Annotated in this window: 19 protein-coding genes and 1 tRNA gene; 15 read left to right on the forward strand and 5 right to left on the reverse strand. The window is 33.4% G+C overall.

All coding sequences use genetic code 11. The features are described from left to right. The first annotated feature begins 19 nt into the window (after window positions 1-19). The 3 genes from Q0871_RS04340 (at window position 20) to Q0871_RS04350 (ending at window position 1,546) form a co-directional block, all read left to right on the forward strand. Entirely contained in the window at window positions 20-967 is a 948-nt protein-coding gene (locus Q0871_RS04340; protein ID WP_299319770.1) for a type IX secretion system membrane protein PorP/SprF, read from the forward strand. Window positions 968-1,012: 45 nt separating this feature from the next. Next, the gene (gene folB / locus Q0871_RS04345) at window positions 1,013-1,384 is read left to right on the forward strand and encodes a dihydroneopterin aldolase (RefSeq protein WP_073241426.1); all 372 of its coding nucleotides are present in this window, start codon (window positions 1,013-1,015) and stop codon (window positions 1,382-1,384) included. Between the two features lie 88 nt (window positions 1,385-1,472). Next, window positions 1,473-1,546 (forward strand) — tRNA-Cys (locus Q0871_RS04350). 101 nt (window positions 1,547-1,647) lie between these two features. Here Q0871_RS04350 and Q0871_RS04355 read toward each other — a convergent pair. Next, entirely contained in the window at window positions 1,648-2,049 is a 402-nt protein-coding gene (locus Q0871_RS04355; RefSeq protein ID WP_299318337.1) for a DoxX family protein, read from the reverse strand. A 9-nt stretch (window positions 2,050-2,058) separates the two neighbouring features. Next, a complete protein-coding gene (locus Q0871_RS04360) occupies window positions 2,059-3,219 on the reverse strand; it encodes a DNA polymerase III subunit delta' (RefSeq protein WP_299318340.1) in 1,161 nt (386 codons plus the stop codon). 124 nt (window positions 3,220-3,343) lie between these two features. Between Q0871_RS04360 and pgk the strand changes: the two genes are divergently transcribed. The 4 genes from pgk to Q0871_RS04380 all read left to right on the forward strand — a co-directional run bounded on the left by pgk (window position 3,344) and on the right by Q0871_RS04380 (window position 7,461). Next, a complete protein-coding gene (gene pgk / locus Q0871_RS04365) occupies window positions 3,344-4,534 on the forward strand; it encodes a phosphoglycerate kinase (protein ID WP_299318343.1) in 1,191 nt (396 codons plus the stop codon). Between the two features lie 119 nt (window positions 4,535-4,653). Further along, window positions 4,654-6,285 carry a LysM peptidoglycan-binding domain-containing protein gene (locus Q0871_RS04370; RefSeq protein WP_299318346.1) on the forward strand — a complete coding sequence of 544 codons (1,632 nt, stop codon included), beginning with the start codon at window positions 4,654-4,656 and terminating at the stop codon, window positions 6,283-6,285. A 12-nt stretch (window positions 6,286-6,297) separates the two neighbouring features. Next, window positions 6,298-7,302: a DUF4837 family protein gene (locus Q0871_RS04375; RefSeq protein WP_299318350.1), complete on the forward strand. Its 1,005-nt coding sequence runs from the start codon at window positions 6,298-6,300 to the stop codon at window positions 7,300-7,302. 24 nt (window positions 7,303-7,326) lie between these two features. Beyond that, window positions 7,327-7,461, forward strand: a complete 135-nt coding sequence (locus Q0871_RS04380) for a hypothetical protein (RefSeq protein WP_299318353.1) — start codon at window positions 7,327-7,329, stop codon at window positions 7,459-7,461. Here Q0871_RS04380 and Q0871_RS18715 read toward each other — a convergent pair. The 3 genes from Q0871_RS18715 to tatA form a co-directional block, all read right to left on the reverse strand. Further along, window positions 7,410-7,586 carry a DUF6747 family protein gene (locus Q0871_RS18715; RefSeq protein WP_367275124.1) on the reverse strand — a complete coding sequence of 59 codons (177 nt, stop codon included), beginning with the start codon at window positions 7,584-7,586 and terminating at the stop codon, window positions 7,410-7,412. The two genes, Q0871_RS04380 and Q0871_RS18715, sit on opposite strands and share 52 nt — an antisense overlap. Window positions 7,587-7,906: 320 nt before the next feature. Next, complete coding sequence (locus Q0871_RS04385; RefSeq protein ID WP_299318357.1) at window positions 7,907-10,450, reverse strand: OmpA family protein; 2,544 nt, start codon at window positions 10,448-10,450, stop codon at window positions 7,907-7,909. Between the two features lie 333 nt (window positions 10,451-10,783). Continuing rightward, entirely contained in the window at window positions 10,784-10,969 is a 186-nt protein-coding gene (gene tatA, locus Q0871_RS04390) for a twin-arginine translocase TatA/TatE family subunit (RefSeq protein ID WP_299318361.1), read from the reverse strand. Between the two features lie 458 nt (window positions 10,970-11,427). On the opposite strand from tatA, the gene Q0871_RS04395 reads away from it, so the two are divergent. The 8 genes from Q0871_RS04395 to rfbD are packed head-to-tail and all read left to right on the forward strand — an operon-like array spanning window position 11,428 to window position 19,892. Then, the gene (locus Q0871_RS04395) at window positions 11,428-12,300 is read left to right on the forward strand and encodes a M23 family metallopeptidase (RefSeq protein WP_299318366.1); all 873 of its coding nucleotides are present in this window, start codon (window positions 11,428-11,430) and stop codon (window positions 12,298-12,300) included. A 6-nt stretch (window positions 12,301-12,306) separates the two neighbouring features. Beyond that, window positions 12,307-13,803 (forward strand): GH3 auxin-responsive promoter family protein, encoded by a 1,497-nt coding sequence (locus tag Q0871_RS04400; RefSeq protein ID WP_299318370.1) that lies wholly within the window; start codon window positions 12,307-12,309, stop codon window positions 13,801-13,803. Between the two features lie 55 nt (window positions 13,804-13,858). Continuing rightward, window positions 13,859-15,541 carry a hypothetical protein gene (locus tag Q0871_RS04405; protein ID WP_299318373.1) on the forward strand — a complete coding sequence of 561 codons (1,683 nt, stop codon included), beginning with the start codon at window positions 13,859-13,861 and terminating at the stop codon, window positions 15,539-15,541. Further along, window positions 15,542-16,540, forward strand: coding sequence for a hypothetical protein (locus Q0871_RS04410; RefSeq protein WP_299318377.1), 999 nt, complete (start codon window positions 15,542-15,544; stop codon window positions 16,538-16,540). A gap of 14 nt (window positions 16,541-16,554) precedes the next feature. Further along, window positions 16,555-17,598, forward strand: a complete 1,044-nt coding sequence (rfbB, locus tag Q0871_RS04415) for a dTDP-glucose 4,6-dehydratase (RefSeq protein WP_299318380.1) — start codon at window positions 16,555-16,557, stop codon at window positions 17,596-17,598. Window positions 17,599-17,623: 25 nt separating this feature from the next. After that, a complete protein-coding gene (gene rfbA, locus Q0871_RS04420; protein ID WP_299318384.1) occupies window positions 17,624-18,493 on the forward strand; it encodes a glucose-1-phosphate thymidylyltransferase RfbA in 870 nt (289 codons plus the stop codon). Then, the gene (rfbC, locus tag Q0871_RS04425; protein WP_299318388.1) at window positions 18,490-19,035 is read left to right on the forward strand and encodes a dTDP-4-dehydrorhamnose 3,5-epimerase; all 546 of its coding nucleotides are present in this window, start codon (window positions 18,490-18,492) and stop codon (window positions 19,033-19,035) included. Before rfbA ends, rfbC begins: the two co-directional genes overlap by 4 nt. Then, window positions 19,032-19,892 (forward strand): dTDP-4-dehydrorhamnose reductase, encoded by an 861-nt coding sequence (gene rfbD, locus Q0871_RS04430; RefSeq protein ID WP_299318391.1) that lies wholly within the window; start codon window positions 19,032-19,034, stop codon window positions 19,890-19,892. Before rfbC ends, rfbD begins: the two co-directional genes overlap by 4 nt.

Below are 19,892 nucleotides of genomic sequence, written 5' to 3' on the forward strand. Positions count from 1 at the left end.
AACTTAACCTAAAATGATGATGCGGAACAGTCTATTGACACTGGTATTATTTATAAGCGTATTCTCCCTAAGAGGGCAGGAGCTTACTATACCTCAATTATCTCAATATCTTGCCGATAACCCCTTTGTAATGTCCCCAACTTACGCAGGTATTGGTGACCATGTTAAAATAAGACTTAACGGTCTTACTCAATGGGTAGGTATTAAAGATGCACCCGATACCCAATCTCTAGCAGCAGATATGCGTGTTGGTGAAAAATCTGGTGTTGGTATGGTATTATATAACGATAGTAATGGTGAAACAAAACAACAGGGAGCGAGATTCTCATTTGCGCACCACCTTACTTTAGACCGTTATGATGACGAGTTTTTATCATTCGGTATCTCGTATAATTTTAACCAGTTTAGAATTGATAATACAAACCCTGCTTTAATTGCAGATCCAGCATATGTTGGTGATAAAGCTACCACAAATCATAACTTTGATATTGGTGCACTATATAGGTATGACAAGTTTTATTTCAGTGTTAATGCTTCAAATATCTTAGATAAAAATTTAAGTAATTTCAACGCCTTATTCGAGCCTAATAGACTAAGAAACTATTATGTGTATACCGGTTATAGATACATGAAGAAAAGAACCAGCAAGATGGAAATTGAACCTTCTGTGTTGTTTCAATTGTTCGAGAGTGATGGGCGTTCTGTTACCGATTTAAACTTGAAATTTAGATTTTACGATTTTGAAGATTATTTCTACGCCGGTGTCAACTATCGTTTCTTGAACGATCAAATTGGTAACCCGCTTTATATTGCTCCAATTGCAGGTTTAAAGAAAAGTAATTTTTACTTCGGATATTCTTATCAAGTTATTCTTAACGAACTTCTTGGTTATAGTTCTGGTACGCATGTAATCACCTTAGGGGTAGATTTATTTCAGGGTATCAGTAATTGTCGTTGTACGTATTAATCCTTCAAGTGAGATTGATTAAATTTGATCTCCAGAATATAAAGAATGGGTAAAGTACAATTAGAGAATATAAAAGCATATGCCCACCACGGGTGTTTGCCTCAAGAAACCAATATCGGTAGTGATTATTTGGTCAACGTTTCTGTTGATACAAATTTATTGATTGCCTCAGTTTCCGACGAGTTAAAAGATACTGTTGATTATGTTCATATCAACAAGATTGTGAAGCAAGAGATGGCAACGCCTTCTAAATTATTGGAGCATGTCGCCAAAAGAATAATAGACAGAATATTTATTGAACTTCCAACAGTAGATTCAGCTATGGTTTCCGTTTCTAAAATCAATCCGCCTATAAACGGAGATGTTGAAAAGGTAACGGTATCATTGAATTTACAAAGAGGACAATCTGTTCAGTAAACCATCCGACCTTAAATAAATATAATTTCTTAGTTGTTAATGCAGCTTAAATTGGGAATAATGTTTATTTTTGCTCTCGCTTAAAAATGGCATCGTGGCCGAGTGGCTAGGCGCAGCTCTGCAAAAGCTTGTACAGCGGTTCGAATCCGCTCGATGCCTCCAAAACCCTCCTAACCAGGAGGGTTTTTTGTTTCTAATAAATTGGTTTATAAAAGTATAACTACTTTGCAATTAAGTTTTATACCCTTTTAAAAATGAAGCTTCTAAGCCGCTTGTAGTAGAAATACGAGCAATATGGTAGGTATGAAATAAACCGCAATGGTTTTAGCACCTTCGTAATCTTTAGCAATTCTTTGTCCGAATAAAAGCATAAGTAATGTTATTCCTGATAGAATAGCTCCATAAAAAGCAATTACTTTACCGCCCGAACTTAAAATTTGATAGATACCAACACTGCAAAGTACCCCCGCAACTACCTCTGTAACTAAAATTACACCTACCAGTAAGGGAACAATATTTTTAAATGGAGTAGCGGAAAAATGCTCTTTTAGCCATGAAATATTACCGTTCCAATCGATAATTTTATCAAAACCACTTTGAAGGAAAGTGATTATTAAAAAAAGTAGTAATAAAATTTCTGTCGCGTTATTTGAAAATGTATTCATGGAGGTCGTTTATTTAAGTTCAGCTTTTTTTCTGTGAAGAAGCCGGGTTAGTTTAATAGATAGGTCGGTGAAAATAATTTTGGAATTTCCATTTCTTTCTACATGGTAAATAGCATCTTCTAACTCTTTAGTAATATCTATAATGTTGTTTTCGTGTACAAAAGGTGCAAATTTCTTCAGTTGAAATCCTTCGGCATGTATTTTTAGATAAGCAAGTTCTTCTGCACCATAGTTAATCATGAGTGCCTGTCTCATAACTGTAATACAGTAACTTAGAAAGTTCTTCTGTGTTTCTCTACCGGTTTTTGCAACTTCTTCGCTCCATAATAACAATTCGTGAATAGCGGCCTTATTACCTTTTGCCTTAAAAGCTGTACGAACCCATTGTACAAACCAGTTTTCAAACACAAGGTCTTCAGAATCCTTATTTAAGAGATTAAGAGCTTTATTATAATTACCGTTTGCTTCGTGAGCTAATAGCATAGCTTCTGGTTTGCTAGCACCTTTTTCAGTTAAGGCTGAGGCAATAGCATCTTCTGCTAAAGGAGGAAAATGAACAACCTGACATCTAGATTTTATGGTCTGTATAATTTGTTCTTCGTCTTCACACAGTAGTAAAAAGATAGTTTTGTCTGGCGGCTCTTCAATTAACTTTAATAATTTGTTAGAAGCTGCAGTGTTCATCTTTTCAGCCATCCAAATAAGCATCACCTTATATCCGCCTTCATAAGATTTTAAGGATAATTTTTTTACAATGTCCTGTGCTTCATCAACACCAATTTGACCTTGTTTCTTTTCAATTTCAATATGGCGATACCAGTCAAAGAGATTTCCATAAGGCTGTTCTAGTATAAACTCTCGCCATTCTTTCATATAATGGTTACTTACGGCGTGAGATTTTACCTTATCAGAATTAGAAACAGGAAAAGCAAAATGAACGTCTGGGTGAGCAAATGATTTGAACTTTAAATTACAAGCTTCATTGCCACCATTATTTTCTCCATTCGTGTTAGAACATATAATATATTGAGCATAAGCCAATGCCATAGGCAAAAGACCGCACCCTTCTGGGCCAACAAATAATTGTGCATGTGGTATTCTACCGGCATCTGCACTTGATGCTAGGTGTTTTTTAATGTGTGAAAGTCCTAAAATTTCATTGAATAACATAGATTCAAATATAGTTGTTTAAAGCACAACAAATTTAATGGTATTGGGTGTAAATTATCCTATTTAGCACTTTATCCCAAGCCATTTAATCTTTACATTTGTTAACTAACAAAAGTAATATCACATGAAAGTATTGAATGACTTTAATTTTGAAGATAAAAAAGCGTTAATTAGAGTGGACTTCAATGTTCCATTAAATGACAAATTTGAAGTAACAGATAACTCTAGAATTCAGGCAGCTAAGCCCACAATTATTAAGGTGTTAGAAGATGGCGGTAGTGCTGTGCTTATGAGCCATTTGGGAAGACCAAAAGGAGTGCGCAATCCAGATTTGTCGCTAAGTCATATCGTAGATGCTGTTTCTGATGTTATTGGGGTTACTGTAAAGTTTGTAAGCGACTGTATTGGTGAAGAAGCTGAAAAAGCGGTTGCAGAATTACAGAATGGCGAGGTACTTTTATTAGAGAACCTAAGATTTCATAGTGAAGAAGAAAAAGGTGATGAAGCTTTTGCAGAAAAACTTTCAAAACTAGGAGATATATATGTTAATGATGCTTTTGGTACGGCTCACCGCGCACATGCATCTACTACTGTAATAGCTAAGTTTTTTCCGGGAGCTAAGTGTTTTGGTTATTTATTAGCAAAAGAAATAGAAGCTATCGATAAGGTGATGGCTACAGGTGAAAAACCGGTATTGGCAATTTTAGGTGGAGCAAAAGTTTCTTCTAAGATTACTATTATTGAAAATATTCTTGATAAAATCGATGATTTGATTATCGGTGGTGGTATGACTTATACTTTTATTAAGGCGCAAGGAGGTAAAGTAGGAGATTCTATTTGTGAAGATGATAAGATGGATCTTGCGATGGAAATTCTTAAACAAGCCAAAGAAAAAAATGTTAATGTACACATACCTGTAGATGTTATTGCTGCAGATGCTTTTGATGCGAATGCAAACACACAAGTTGTAGATGTTGACAAAATACCAGATGGCTGGCAAGGATTAGATGCCGGGCCTGATACATTACAAAATTTCAAAAAGGTAATTTTAGCTTCTAAAACAATTCTTTGGAATGGCCCAATTGGCGTTTTTGAAATGGAAAAATTTGCCGCTGGTACTATTGCAGTTGGTAATTATATTGCAGAAGCTACAAAAGCAGGTTCTTTTTCATTAGTTGGTGGTGGAGATTCTGTTGCCGCAGTGAAACAATTTGGTTTTGAAAACAAAGTTAGTTATGTATCAACAGGCGGAGGTGCAATGCTAGAAAGTTTAGAAGGTAAAACATTACCAGGGATAGCCGCTATATTAGAGTAGTAAAGGGGTTATCGATAAACGGCATATAACGAAAATTTGTGCATTTTAAGAGAAATTATTTTATTCTCATTAAAAAATGTACGATTTTCGTTTGTTCCGTTAACGTAATTTACCCCAATATGAATAAAGTAACCTATAAGTCTTTTTATGTACTAGGATTAGCTTTGTTGCCAGTCTTAGGATCTGCACAACAAGAAAATACTGTTTCTGCTGTTTCAGATTCTTTAAATAGCACTACTATAGTTGTCAATGATTCACTAAGCGAAGTGGTCCCTTTGAATCAATTAGGTGTTGTAAAAAGTTCTAAAACCGAAAGTTTGGTTTTATACAAACCAACTGAATCTTCTTCTTATAATCTTCAGGATAATGCATTAGCAGCCAAGTTCGATAGTCTTTGGATGAAAGAACTCGTAGATGCAGCACCTCTTTACAATGAAATGTATGAGGAAATTATGGTAGAGCCAGATACTGTTTCTACTTTCGTTTTAGATTTACCTACAGATACGTTAAAAATGCGTTTGGCAAAATTGAACGCTAAAACGCCTTTCAATGTAGAATACAATAAGTCTTTAGAAAGCGTAATCAAATCATTTCTTACTAGAAAGAGAGGCTTAATGGAACGTATGCTTACTATTAGCCAATTTTACTTTCCTTTATTTGAACAAGAATTTGACAATAAGAACATTCCGTTAGAGATGAAATATTTGTCTATTGTAGAATCTGCCTTAAACCCTAAAGCGCGTTCTAGAGTTGGGGCAACAGGTCTTTGGCAGTTTATGTATGGTACAGGTAAAGAAATGAAATTAAACATCAACAGTTATGTTGATGAGCGTAGTGATCCAATTAAATCAACTGCCGCCGCCGCTAATTACTTAAATAGATTACATAGAATATATGATGATTGGGATTTAGCCTTGGCTGCGTATAATTCTGGTCCAGGTAATGTAAATAAAGCAATTCGTAGAAGTGGCGGTCAGCGTAATTACTGGAATATTAGAAGAAATTTACCTAGAGAAACTGCTGGCTACGTTCCAGCTTTTCAAGCTACCATGTATATTTTTGAGTATGCAGAAGAGCATGGTTTAAAAGGAAAGAAAGCAGATCGCGCCTATTTTGAAACAGATACGATTCATGTTAAAAGCCTAATTACTTTTGATCAAATTTCTGAATTAGCGGCTATTGATAAAGAAGAATTAAAGGTGCTTAACCCTCATTATAAATTAGACGTTATTCCTTTTGTAGAAGGTCGAGCTCATGCACTAAGATTACCAGTGCACAAAATGGGAAAATTCGTAGCGAATGAAGCAGCTATTTATGCTCATGTAGAAAAGGAATTGAAAAGTAAAGAAAGTCCGATTGCTCAAATTACAAAGCAAGCAGGCGCAAATAGTATTAGATATAGAGTTAGAGATGGTGATTTTCTTGGAAAAATTGCTGAGCGCTATGGTGTGCGTGTAAGTCAATTGAAACAATGGAATGGATTACGAAGTAATAATTTGAAAATCGGACAACGATTAACAATTTACCCAAAACATAATTCGGGTTCTTCTGTAAAACCTAAACAAACTCCTTCTAGAACAGCTGTTGCAAGCAATTCTAAAACGCATGAAGTTAGAAGTGGAGACTCATTATGGACGATTTCTAGAAAATATCCTGGAGTAACTATAGATAATTTACGAAAGTGGAACGGTATTAGTGGTAACAATTTAAAGCTAGGCACAAAACTTAAATTGTGCGACTGTTCATCGTAAACCAAAACACCAATGAGAAAAAGAATTTCACTTTGTTTTTTAGCAATTTTAGGATTGTCAATTGCCTGTAAAGAAGACGGCAAAGCAGATTACCTACCAGAGTCGGTAGGTGCCATGAACACCTTAACGGTAGTTATAGATAATGATTTATGGAACAGTAATGTAGGCGATGCAATTCGTGAAAATTATACTGCTGCTGCACAAGGTCTAACTTGGGACGAGGCACTATTTAGTGTTACTCAAATTCCACAACAAATTTTCACGGGTTCTATTCGTAATACAAGCTCTGTCTTGTATGTAATGGAAGATACTTTGAATGTTGCCCATATGAAATCTAACATGTACGCTAAACCACAGAAAGTGGGAGTTATCAAAGGGCGGAATAAAGAAGAGATTATTGCAAATATTAAAAAGACGGCACCAGAATTTATAGCTGACTTTAAAGCACTTGAAATTGCAAAAGCCCAAAAAAGATTCGAGAAATCATTAAATAAGGAAAAGGCGCTAGAAGATAAATTCGATATTTCGATGAAAATACCATCTATTTATAGAGTAGGTAGAGAAGAGGATAATTTTGTGTGGATAGATCGTCAAATTCAAAAAGGCAATATGAATATTATCGCATACACGATGCCTTGGGATAGCTTTCAGAACGATTCTACTTTTGTTCAAGACATTATAAAGATGCGTGATTCTATTGGCGGACTTTATATTGGCGGTGAAGATATTCCTGGAAAGAATAATCATATGATTACAGAAAAAGCTTTTTCTCCATATGTCTTTCCTGCTGAGGTTTCAGGTAAAAAAGCAGCAGAAGTAAGGGGAATTTGGGAAATGTCTGCTTATCCTATGGCAGGTCCGTTTTTAACCTATATCATAAGTGATAAAGAGAACAATCGTAAATTGATTGTTGAAGGGTTTGTTTTTGCTCCTGCAACCAAGAAAAGAGATTACATGTTTGAGCTAGAAGCAATCATGAAATCTGTGCGGTTCAATGTTAATGAACAAAACAAATAACTAATTTCAATTTAGTTTTATAAAATGCAAAAGGCTCAGGAATTTCCTGAGCCTTTTTTATGTGAAATAGGTTTGTTGTTTGATTACAAACCTTATTATGGTGTGTATTATAAATTACTGAAAGAAAAGCCAGTAGACACTCTAAAAATTAAAACGTAAGAAGCATAAGCAATCAATAAAAAACACAGCCACGAAAATATTTTAAAGTAGTGTTCTAAAAGGAAACTTTTCCAATTTTTAAAGGCTTCAATGTAAATTTCTTTTACTAGTGTAATTTTTTCCATGTTCAATGATTTAGGAGTTCTTGCGAGTAAAGATGTTCAATCCTAATGCCTTTATTGAAAAGCTTAGGTAAAAGACCTAATTATTCTATAAAATGTAATTGGTTAAAATTGATATCTATCAACAGTAAAAAAGATAGATAAACAGCACATTCTATAGGTATTAGAAAATCGATAAAGCGTATAAAATCATAGATAAATAAAAAGTAACCTGTATAATGAAGTTGACAAGTATTTAAATTTACTAAGCATTAAAACCTAAATGAATTATAATAAAAAAGACCCGCTAATTAGCGGGTCTTTTTTATTGATGTTATTTTATATTACATGTCTACGATAATAAACTCTGACCTACGGTTAAGGTAGTGTTGTTCTTCTGTACAACGAACCGTACCGTCACAACCATTAATTAACTGTTCTTCTCCATAACCAATAGCGCTTTCAATTCTACTCGGATCAATACCCTGAGCAATGATATAATCTCTTGTGGATTTAGCACGCTTATCAGATAAGTACTTGTTATAAACGTCATCACCCCTTGAATCTGTATGAGATTCAATTTTAATAACCATATTAGGCGAATCGTTCATTACTTCTACTAGTTTATTGAGTTCTTCAGCAGCATCATCACGTATATATGATTTGTCAAAGTTAAAGTGAATCATCTCTGTCTTAAGCTTCTTAATGCCATTCTCTACAGCAATCATATCATTAAGTTTTCTCATAGAGACATCTACATTAACAATTTCATTGTCTTTCGTTGCAGCTTCTCTGGTATCATCAAAGTATGATCCTTTGGTCGTCTTTAGAACATATCTTGTATCAGCATCTAAATCTTCAAAAATGAAGTTTCCATTTTCATCGGTTTCCATTTCTTTAAGTTTGATGTTGTTCTCATCAAGTAATTCAACTAATGCGTTTGGCATTAAATCGCCGGTGATTAACTCGGTTACAATACCAGATATAGCATTTATACTGGTTGGTATTTCTTCTAGTTGTAATGTTTTAAATGAGTAGATGTCATCATCGCCTTTACCACCATCGCGGTTAGATGCAAAGTATCCTTTTTGAGTCTCTTCATCTACAATAAAAGAAAAATCATCTTTTTTACTGTTGACCGGTTTACCGACATTGCGGACTTCTAAAAAGCCAGCTTCATCATCAAAGGCAACTTCAAAAACGTCTAATCCTCCTAGACCAACATGCCCATCAGATGAAAAGTATAATTTCTTTTCATTTATAAATGGAAACATTTCTTTATGTTCCGTATTAATTTCTGGACCAAGGTTTCGTGGAGAAGAGAATGAACCGTCTTCAAGAACATCTACAACGAAAATATCTGTTTCACCTAAAGTACCAGGCATATCAGACACAAAGTATAACTGCTTTCCGTCAGTACTTAGCGCTGGGTGACCAGTAGAGTAATTGTCACTATTGAAAGATACTTCTTCAGCTTCTAACCATTCTCCATCTACTTTTTTGGAACGATAAATTTTAAGATGATTTATACCGTTTTTATCACGCTTTAGTTTTTTACCATAATTGTTTCTGGTAAAATACATCGTCTCATTATCAGGAGTGAAAGCAACAGATGCTTCGTGATATTTTGTGTTTATCTTTTTAGAAAATTTAATGGCATCTTTAAAATCTTGAGATTCTTCATTTACTTTGGCAACAAATAAATCTAAGTACGGTTGATTGTTCCATTTATATTTTCTGGTAGTAAATATAGAAGAATCTTTAGCAGATGCATAAACCATTTCATCACCACCATAATACATTGGTGAAAATTCTGAATACTTTGAATTTATATTCAAGTTGTCGATATCAAACTTTTCCTCCATTCTTAGAAGACCATCTAAAACTATTTCATTCTGTTCTGTATCTTGTGCAATCTCTTCGCCAGCTAATTTTCTATTATATAACTTTAATAGACGTTTTGATCTTTTATAGTTTCCAATTCCTTTAAGAGAGTGAGCATATTTAAATAGGTAGTCAGAACTCATGTCAGACTCATACTTAGTATATAATATGTTGTACCACTTATATGCGTTTTCCATATCTGTATTAAAGTAGTGGGCGTCGCCCGCTTTTTTCAATACATCATATGTATAAGCTTTTTCTCCTTTAGATAAAGCTTGCTCATAAATTTTGGCTGCTTCCGCATACCACATTTTGTCAAAATACTCATCAGCCCTTTTTATAAGCTTTGATTTAACTGCGGGGTCATTCTCTTTCGATGCAGTTAACATCTCATAAGAAACATCTTCTACCGGTATAGATTCTGTTTCTAACAAAGTTTCCTGAGCTAATGTTAGGTCTGTTGTTTTTTCTAATTCTGAGTTTGCTTCTAATGCTGTAGTTGTTTCTATTTCTGATACGACCGGTAACTCAACTACTGATTCTGATTCAGTATTTAAATTACTATTGATCATTTTTAGTATCCAAACTTCATCATCGTAACGATTATCAAATTGTGTAGAACAATCGTTAATAGCATTTTCCCATGAAGTATAATGATTTAAATATAGATAGTATAGTTGGTTTTGAGGATTTTGAAAGTACCCTGCTTCAAATCCTTTTTTATTAAGTTTTTTAATTTGAGATTTAAGATTCTTGTTTTTAGAAAATGTACCAGTTATTATGTAGTAGCCATTTTGGGTATCTGGAATATCATGAAAAGCCCTGTAAGGAATGGACAGCTCTTCAGCAGCCTTTTGAAATGCCTTTTTGTCATCAGCATTTATATCTGAAACTATTGCACTGTTACTATTGTTTGATACCTCAGATTCAAGTTCGTCTTGAAAGCCTTGGGCTTGAGCAAAAACGATAAAGACCAGAAAAAATAAATTTAATACACTTCTCATAGACATAATTCTTAGTTGAACATTACATTCAACTGGGGTTTTAAGTATAGTACCAACGGTTAGTTATGGATTTTTAGTACTATATGTCTAACGAAATTAGCAGTAAAGCGATATTCTGAATATTAATTGTTGTGAAAGAGTGTTTTTATGTCGTGAATGAATAGTATTTAGTAGCCTCGTAACCAATGAGATCTCGATAAACGGATAATTTGACCGTTTTGTGAAGTGTGTGAGGTTATAAAATGAGACCTAATACTCTAATAAAAAATCTATAAAACAAAAAAGCCCTGAAAATTAGGACTTTATAAATTATATTAAAGAATGGTTTGTAACCTATTCCTTTTTCTTTTCTTCTAGTTGCTCATCTTCTTTAGAGGCATCTTTAAATTCTTTTATTCCACTACCTAAACCTCGCATAAGTTCCGGAATCTTTTTACCTCCGAATAATAGTAGAATTACGACTACCACTAATATAATTTGTGGAGCGCCTATGGCCAAAAAAATAGATAATAATGTCATAAGACTATGATTTAAAATGGATTTCAAAGATACTAAAAACTTATTAGTTTGCTGTTAATATTAACAGCAAGTGATTTTTTATTTATAATTGTGGCAAATGCACAAAATATACTAATCTGTATTTTTTATAAAAAACTCTAAAACAACTAGTTACTAAATAAAATTATAATTAAAGTAATTAGCGAGCTTTATATTAAATAATGAATTTCAATAGATTTCTCTATTAAATAGAGATAGATTGTTTTAGAAATATAACAGCATTATTTCATAACTTGATTAAGTTTTATATTAGGGTTAAAAGAACGGTGGTATATATATGTAGTCATACTATAAAAAAATAATTTTTGTTCGATGAATTTTTTTAGAATGCTGTAATTAATTTAAGTTTGGAAAACTCTTTCTAAATTATTCATTTTATAGAAGGTCTAAAATTAAATTCTAAGTTTATCTTTGTTAAGATGGCCAAAAAGAAAGTCAAAAAAAGAAAGGAAATAAAAAGGAAGCTTCTTCATAAGTATCGTTTGGTAATTTTAAACGAAAGTACTTTTGAAGAGAAGATTTCTTTTAAGTTAAGCAGGCTCAATGTTTTTGTAACTGGATCACTTTTTATGATTACCTTAATCGGACTTACAACACTGCTAATTGCCTTTACGCCACTGCGAGAATATATACCAGGTTATTCTTCAACAAGACTAAAGAAAGAAGCCACAGAGCTTACCTACAAAACAGACTCTTTAATTCGAACACTAAATTATACCAATAAGTATTTAGATAATATTCGTATGGTGTTAAAGGGTGATATTGAGAATACGGTAGTAAATAGAGATTCTCTTTTTCAGCAGTTTAAATTAGATCCAGCATCTGTAGATTTAAACCCTATTAAAGAAGATTCGTTATTACGGGCAGAGGTCGCTCTTGAAGACAAGTACAACCTATTTGAACGAACAATTGATAAGAAAAACTTAGTATTGTTTACTCCTGTTTCAGGGTCTGTTTCTATGAGCTTTAACCCTAATGAAAAACACTACGCAGTTGATATTACTGCTAAAACTGATAGTCCGGTAAAAGCAATTGCAAACGGTACAGTAATTTTTTCTGAATGGACGGCAGATACTGGTTATGTAATTATAATTGAGCACGAAGGTGGATTATTAAGCGTTTATAAGCATAATGGTTCATTATCGAAATATCAAGGTAATATTGTTAGAGGTGGTGAAGTAATTGCTGCAGTTGGTAATACCGGTGAACTTACCACTGGACCACATCTTCACTTTGAACTTTGGGATAACGGAACACCTATTGATCCTTTAAATTATATCGACTTTAATTAAAACGAAATGTCACTAAAGACTATTGCTGCCAAAATATTTGCACATCGTATCGCGAAAAGAACCGATAAGTGGGTCAGTAATCCTATTGAGACACAAGAGAGGGTTTTTAGAGATCTTATTGCAAAAGGAAGTAAGACAAAGTTTGGCAATGATCATAATTTAAAGACGATTAAAACCCATAACGATTTTATAGCGCAGGTTCCTATAAGAGATTACGAAGAACTTAAAGATTATGTGAATTTAGCGGTTGCAGGGCAAGAAGATATTCTTTGGCCAGGGAAACCATTATATTTTGCAAAAACATCTGGCACCACATCTGGAGCAAAATATATACCCATTACAGAAGGTAGTATTAAAGAACAAGTAAAAGCATCTAGAAACGCTATTCTTAATTACATACATGAAACTGGCAAAGCAGATTTCGTAACTGGTAAAATGATTTTTTTACAGGGTAGTCCTGTTTTAACAGAGAAAAACGGAGTAAAACTAGGTAGGCTTTCTGGTATTTCGGCACACTATGTTCCTAATTATTTGCAGAAAAATAGAATGCCCAGTTGGGAGACGAATTGCATTGAAGATTGGGAAACCAAAGTAAATGCCATTGTAGAAGAAACCAAGAATGAAGATATGACGGTTATCGCCGGTATACCTTCTTGGGTTCAAATGTACTTTGAGAAACTAAAAGAAAATACCAATGAGTATGTAGGTGATTTGTTCAAAAATTTTGAACTTTTCATTTATGGCGGAGTCAATTATGAACCATATAGAAAGAAGTTTGAATCATTAATTGGTCGTAAAGTAGCAAGTATAGAATTGTTTCCGGCAAGTGAAGGTTTCTTTGCTTATCAGAACTCTCAAACAGAAAAGGGTATGTTACTGTTACTAGATGCAGGCATATTTTATGAATTTGTACGATCTGATGAATTTTTTGATGAACACCCTAAAAGAATCACTTTAAAAGATGTTAAAATTGGTGTTGACTATGTTATGATTATCACCACAAATGCCGGTTTATGGGCATATAATCTTGGTGATACCATTCGGTTTATTTCAACGTATCCTTTTAAAATAGTAGTGTCTGGGCGTATAAAACATTTTATTTCTGCTTTTGGGGAACATGTTATTGCCAAAGAAGTGGAAGAGGCAATGTTGGTAGCTACAAAGGCCACCGATGCTAGTGTAAGTGAATTTACCGTAGCACCACAAATTACCCCGCAAGAAAATGAATTGCCATATCACGAGTGGTTTATAGAATTTGAAAAACTACCGTCTAATATGGACCTTTTTATACAAGAACTAGATTCGGCACTTCAAAAACAAAATAGTTATTATTATGACCTTATTGTAGGTAAGGTGTTGCAAACTTTAAAAGTTACTCCCGTTAAAAGTGGAGGGTTTTTAGAGTATATGAAATCAATAGGTAAGCTCGGCGGACAAAATAAAGTTCAGCGTCTAGCTAACGACCGAAAAGTGGTTGAAAGCCTGTCAAAATATAAGGCATAGTGCAACGAGCTTTTAAATAACAAATTATAAATCGTAATTTCGTTTGAAATCACCAATGGGAAAAGCAATTATAACAACAAGAGCACAAGAGTCTACAAATGCAATAGAACGCATGTATATTACTATGCGTCATCTTTTTAATAGAGGTTTTTATAAACCAAACGGAGTTTCTGGTGAAGCATTGAAAAATGCCTTACTGCAGTTAAGACCTGAAATATATGGTTCCGTAGGAGAAGAAAAAGCCGAATTAAACGGACTTATATACGTTTTAGAAAGATTACCTGAGGGAATAGAACAATGTTCATTCATTAATCTAACTTCAGATGAAGGGTATGGTATTTCTCATATCAACCCGATCATTCCGCCAAAAAGAAGAAGAAACTGCTATCGTATAGACGAAGAGCAGATGAATATAGAAATCACTAGAGGTCGTTCAGACATCTATGATATTCTTACACACCTTACATTTCTGTTCATTGAATCTGAAAAAATATGCAAACGTGTTTTAATAACAGATACAGAAAGAACTATAAGAGATTGGGAAAAACTTGAAGCTGCGGTTCGAAAAGAAGAATTGAACCAGGCTGAGAGAGAAATAGCACTTATACACACAGCCAACATTTTGGGTAGGTCTTTTGAAGAAATTTTAGAAGTCTATAAAAAGTTCAGCACCAAAAGTAACCCAGATAGATTTCTGAATGTTATTTATTGGTTAGGTAAACTAGCCTTAGACGAAGAAATCTCAGGTGAAAAAAGAGCAGTTACATTTAGTGCTTTGCTAAGAGAGCGTTTAGGGCATCATATTCATGGAGAAAGATGGGCAAATAACATTAAGGAGGTTTTAACCAAAAACAACCTAATGCATAGACCAATTCATATTATCTCTGCAAACATGCATAGTGTTATGAATTCATTATTTGCGAAAGCAGCTTTGAAAACTGAATTTCCGAATACAGATTCATTAGAAATTTTTGAAGCACTTAGTAGTTCTGGTAATGCGGCACTAAGGAAGAAAGTTACCGACCTGGCAGAGAAGAATGGTATGATCATTATGGATGATACCTCAGGAACCAATATAGATGTACAGATATTTGATACGGCAAAAATAAAAATCAACAATTGTTCGTATGAATTTTCTGAACAAGAGCTTGATAAAAAACCTGTTATATTTGTAATGGATTACGCATTTGGTGAGCAAGCGTATGAAACAATTGATGAATTATTGAAACCGTACAATACCAAAAAGAACAATGTGTCTTTGATAAATGTTGATTCTGTTTCGATAATGGGAAAAGCGGGTATTCTAGAAGGAGGAAAAGGAGATTTGATGATACCTTCTGCACATATATTTGAAGGAACAGCAGACAATTATCCATTCAAAAATGAATTGTGTGCCAAAGACTTTGAAGGTTATGGTTTAGAGGTTTTTGAAGGTACAATGGTTACTGTTTTAGGAACATCACTTCAAAACAAAGACATTTTGAAGTTCTTTCATAAATCAACTTGGAATGTAATTGGTTTAGAGATGGAAGGTGTGCATTACCAAAAAGCAATACAGTCTGCATCTAAAATTAGAAAGAGTATCGGTGAAGATGTAAAAGTGCGTTATGCGTACTATGCATCAGATAACCCATTAGAAACAGGTAGCACATTAGCTTCAGGAGGCTTGGGTACAACAGGGGTAAAACCTACTTACTTAATTACAGATAAAATTTTAAAGCAAATATTTACTACATAAATGGCAACCAATCAATCACCATCTACACAAACCAATTCTGACGAAATTGATTTGGGACAATTATTTCAATTAATAGGAAGAGGTTTCAATGCTATTTTTCGTTGGGTTTTAAGAGTATTTCTATACCTTAAAAAGAACATGCTTTTACTTATTGGTCTTGTCGTTGTTGGCCTTGCAATTGGATATGGGTTAAATAAAATTATATCTAAGAAATTTAAAACAGAGGTCATTGTAAAACCTCAAATAGAAAGTAAAAACTACTTGTATGATGTTGTAAGTGAAATACAATCTAACATTAAATCAAAAGATACTTTATTCTTTAAATCAATAGGTATCGATAATATTGATTTTGACGGTTTAAATATCGAAATATCTAGAGTAGCAGAAGTAGGTGGCTCAGAAAGTGATATTAAATATTTAGAGTTACTTCAAAGTTTTGAAAATACAGATGCCATAGCAGATATTGTTAGGGCAGAGTTGCAGAATAAAAGTTCTTTTAACCATAGAATTACATTCTACTACAAAGACCCAACTGTCGGTAAAATATTTGCAGAAAAAGTATTAAGCTATATCAACACAAATACCTATTTCAATGGTCTTTTAGAAGTGTATAGGAATAATGCAAATGTGCGTATCGAGGAAGACCAAAAACTCTTAATACAAGTAGATCAAATTATTACAAACTATACTACTGGACTAGCAAGCAAAGGGAGTACTTTTTCAAATGAAAGAATAGTTTTAGACAATCAAGAGCAGGTCAATATAGCTGATATTTTTGAATATAAAACAAAGCTGATTAGGGATATTGAAGCTAAGAAGTTAGAATTAGAGGAGCAAACATTACCGGTAAGTATTATTAACTTAGGTCAACCTCAAGTAGAGCAAAAGTCATTTTTCGGTAAAAGTATTGTGTTGATTCCTGTAATATTTGTTACGGTTTTCTTCATGTTGTCTGCATTGATATATTTAAATAAAAAATCAAAATTAATACACCAATAAAGAATTACTTAGGTATGAATATATTAATAACAGGAGGCGCAGGTTTTATTGGATCTCATGTAGTTAGAAGGTTTGTAAAGAATTATCCAAATTATAATATCTATAATCTTGATGCTTTGACCTATGCTGGCAACCTTGAGAATTTGAAAGATATTGATGATAAGCCTAACTACAAGTTTATTAAAGGAGATATCGTAGACGAAAGTTTTATCAATAAGTTGTTTGCTGATGTTGACTTTGACGGGGTAATACATTTGGCTGCAGAATCTCATGTAGATAGGTCTATTGAAGACCCGCTTGCTTTTGTAAGAACAAATATTATTGGTACTGTAAACCTTTTAAATGCTGCTAAAAATGCATGGAAAGATAATTTTGAAGGAAAACGATTTTATCATGTAAGCACAGATGAAGTTTATGGTGCTTTAGGTGAACAAGGCTTGTTTACAGAAACAACAGCATATGATCCAAATTCACCATACTCTGCTTCCAAAGCAGGTTCTGATCATTTTGTAAGAGCCTATGGGGAAACATATGGTTTACCATATGTGATTACCAATTGTTCTAATAACTATGGACCATATCATTTTCCAGAAAAGCTTATTCCACTATTCATAAATAATATAATGGAAAATAAATCTCTTCCAGTTTATGGCGACGGTAAATATACTCGAGATTGGCTTTTTGTGGAAGATCACGCAAGAGCCATTGATTTGGTTTTTCATAAAGGTAAAAATCACGACACCTATAATATCGGAGGTTTTAATGAATGGCAGAATATTGATTTAGTAAAATTACTCTGTTCAGTTATGGACAAAAAATTAAACAGAGCCGAAGGTGAATCAGAGAAGTTAATAGCCTACGTAAAAGACAGACCAGGGCATGATTTAAGATATGCCATTGATGCTACTAAAATAAATAAGGAGCTAGGTTGGAAACCTTCTGTAACTTTTGAAGAAGGTCTAGAATTAACGGTAGATTGGTACTTTGATAATTCAGATTGGTTAAGTCATGTTACCTCTGGTGATTATAAAGAATATTATAAAAAAATGTATACATAAGTTTAACCATATCAAACCAAAAAGTATGAAAGGAATAATCTTGGCAGGAGGATCAGGAACTAGGCTTCACCCACTAACACTATCAGTTAGTAAACAGTTAATGCCTATTTATGATAAACCGATGATTTACTATCCGTTGTCAACTTTAATGTATGCGGGTATTAAGGAAATTCTAATAATATCTACGCCAAAAGATTTACCACTTTTTGAAGATTTGCTTGGAGACGGGAAAAAATTTGGTTGCTCTTTTTCATATGCAGTTCAAGATGCTCCAAACGGGCTGGCTGAAGCTTTTATAATAGGTGCTGAATTTATTGGCAAAGAGAAAGTTGCCCTTGTATTAGGAGATAATATATTTTATGGTTCTGGTTTGGCAAAACTATTACAGAGCAATAATGATCCAGTTGGTGGGATTATTTATGCTTATAGAGTTCATGATCCAGAAAGATATGGTGTAGTTGAATTTGATGAAAATGGCGTTGCAATTAGCATTGAAGAAAAACCTATTGAGCCAAGGTCTAATTTTGCGGTTCCGGGTATATACTTTTATGATAATAATGTAGTTGAAATAGCTGCCAACATAAAGCCTAGTCCAAGAGGTGAATTAGAAATTACAGATATAAACAAAGAATACTTAAAACAAGGTAAACTAAGCGTAAGTATTTTGGATAGAGGTACAGCTTGGTTAGATACCGGTACATTTCAATCGTTAATGCAGGCTTCTCAATTTGTTGAGGTAATTGAAGAACGCCAGGGACTTAAGATTGGTGCAATTGAAGCTGCGGCTTATGAAATGGGATATATAGATAAAAATCAGTTTAAAGCGCTGGCAGAACCTTTAATGAAGAGTGGTTACGGCAAAAATCTTCTAGGTATTTTAAATAAAAATCAATGAATTTTATAGAGACTAAGTTAAAGGGTTGTTTTATTATAGAACCAACTTTATTTGCCGATGATAGAGGTTATTTCTTTGAATCGTTTAATGAAGAAAGATTTAATAAAGGCATTGGAACAAACGTAGAATTTGTTCAAGACAATCAATCATTTTCTCAGCAAGGCGTTATAAGAGCAATTCATTATCAATTAGGAGAATATGCACAAGCAAAATTAGTTAGGGTTTTGCATGGAACTGTTATTGATGTAGCTGTTGATTTAAGAAAAAGTTCTCCTACTTATGGACAACATGTAGCTATTGAATTAAGTGGTGAAAATAAAAGACAATTGTTTATTCCAAGAGGTTTTGGGCATGGTTTCTCTGTAGTATCTGAAACGGCTGAATTTTTCTATAAATGTGATAATTACTATAATAAAGAATCTGAAGGTGGAATCATTTTTAACGATTCAACTTTAGAGATAGATTGGAAAGTAGATTCGGATCAAATTAAAGTATCTGAAAAGGATTTAATCTTGCCAACTTTAAATAAGGCTAGATTATGAAAAATATCCTTGTAACGGGAGGTAATGGACAACTAGCTACCTGTCTTAAAGAAGTAAGCGAGGAGCAAGGTGATTTAAATTTTCTTTTTGTTAGTTCTAAGCAATTAGATATAACAGATTATAATGCAGTTAATGATTTTTTTAAGAAGAATGATATCTCTTATTGCATTAATTGTGCAGCCTATACAGCCGTTGATAAAGCAGAAACTGATATAGAAGCTGCTACAAAGGTTAATGTTGTTGGTGCTAGAAACCTTTCTAAAGTTTGTAGTTTATTTAATACGATATTAATACATATCTCAACAGATTTTGTTTTTGACGGGGAGAAAACTTCTTTGTATTCTGAGGAAGATAAGGAAACCCCTATCTGTGTTTACGGGCAAACTAAGCTTAAAGGTGAAATTGCTATAGCCGAATCTTGGGAGAAACATATAATAATTAGAACTTCATGGCTATATTCAGAGTATGGTAATAATTTTTTAAAAACTATGCTTAGATTAGGTGCAGAAAGAGATAGTTTAGGAGTTGTTGCTGATCAAATAGGCACACCAACCTATGCCGTAGATTTAGTAGAAGTTATTATTGCTGTTATAAATATGAAAGAACCTGAATTTGGAGTTTTTCATTATAGTAATGAGGGAGTTGCTAGTTGGTATGATTTTGCTGAAGCCATATTTGATATTAGTAAAACTAAAGTTGAATTATCACCAATAAGAACTGAAGCATACCCAACACCAGCTAAAAGACCTACATTTAGTGTAATGGATAAGTCAAAAATTAAATTGAGTCTAGGTATTAAAATACCTTATTGGAGGGAAAGTTTAAGGGAGTGTATTTTAACAATAAAATCGTTTTAG

The organism is uncultured Maribacter sp., assembly GCF_947500985.1.
GTDB lineage: Bacteria > Bacteroidota > Bacteroidia > Flavobacteriales > Flavobacteriaceae > Maribacter.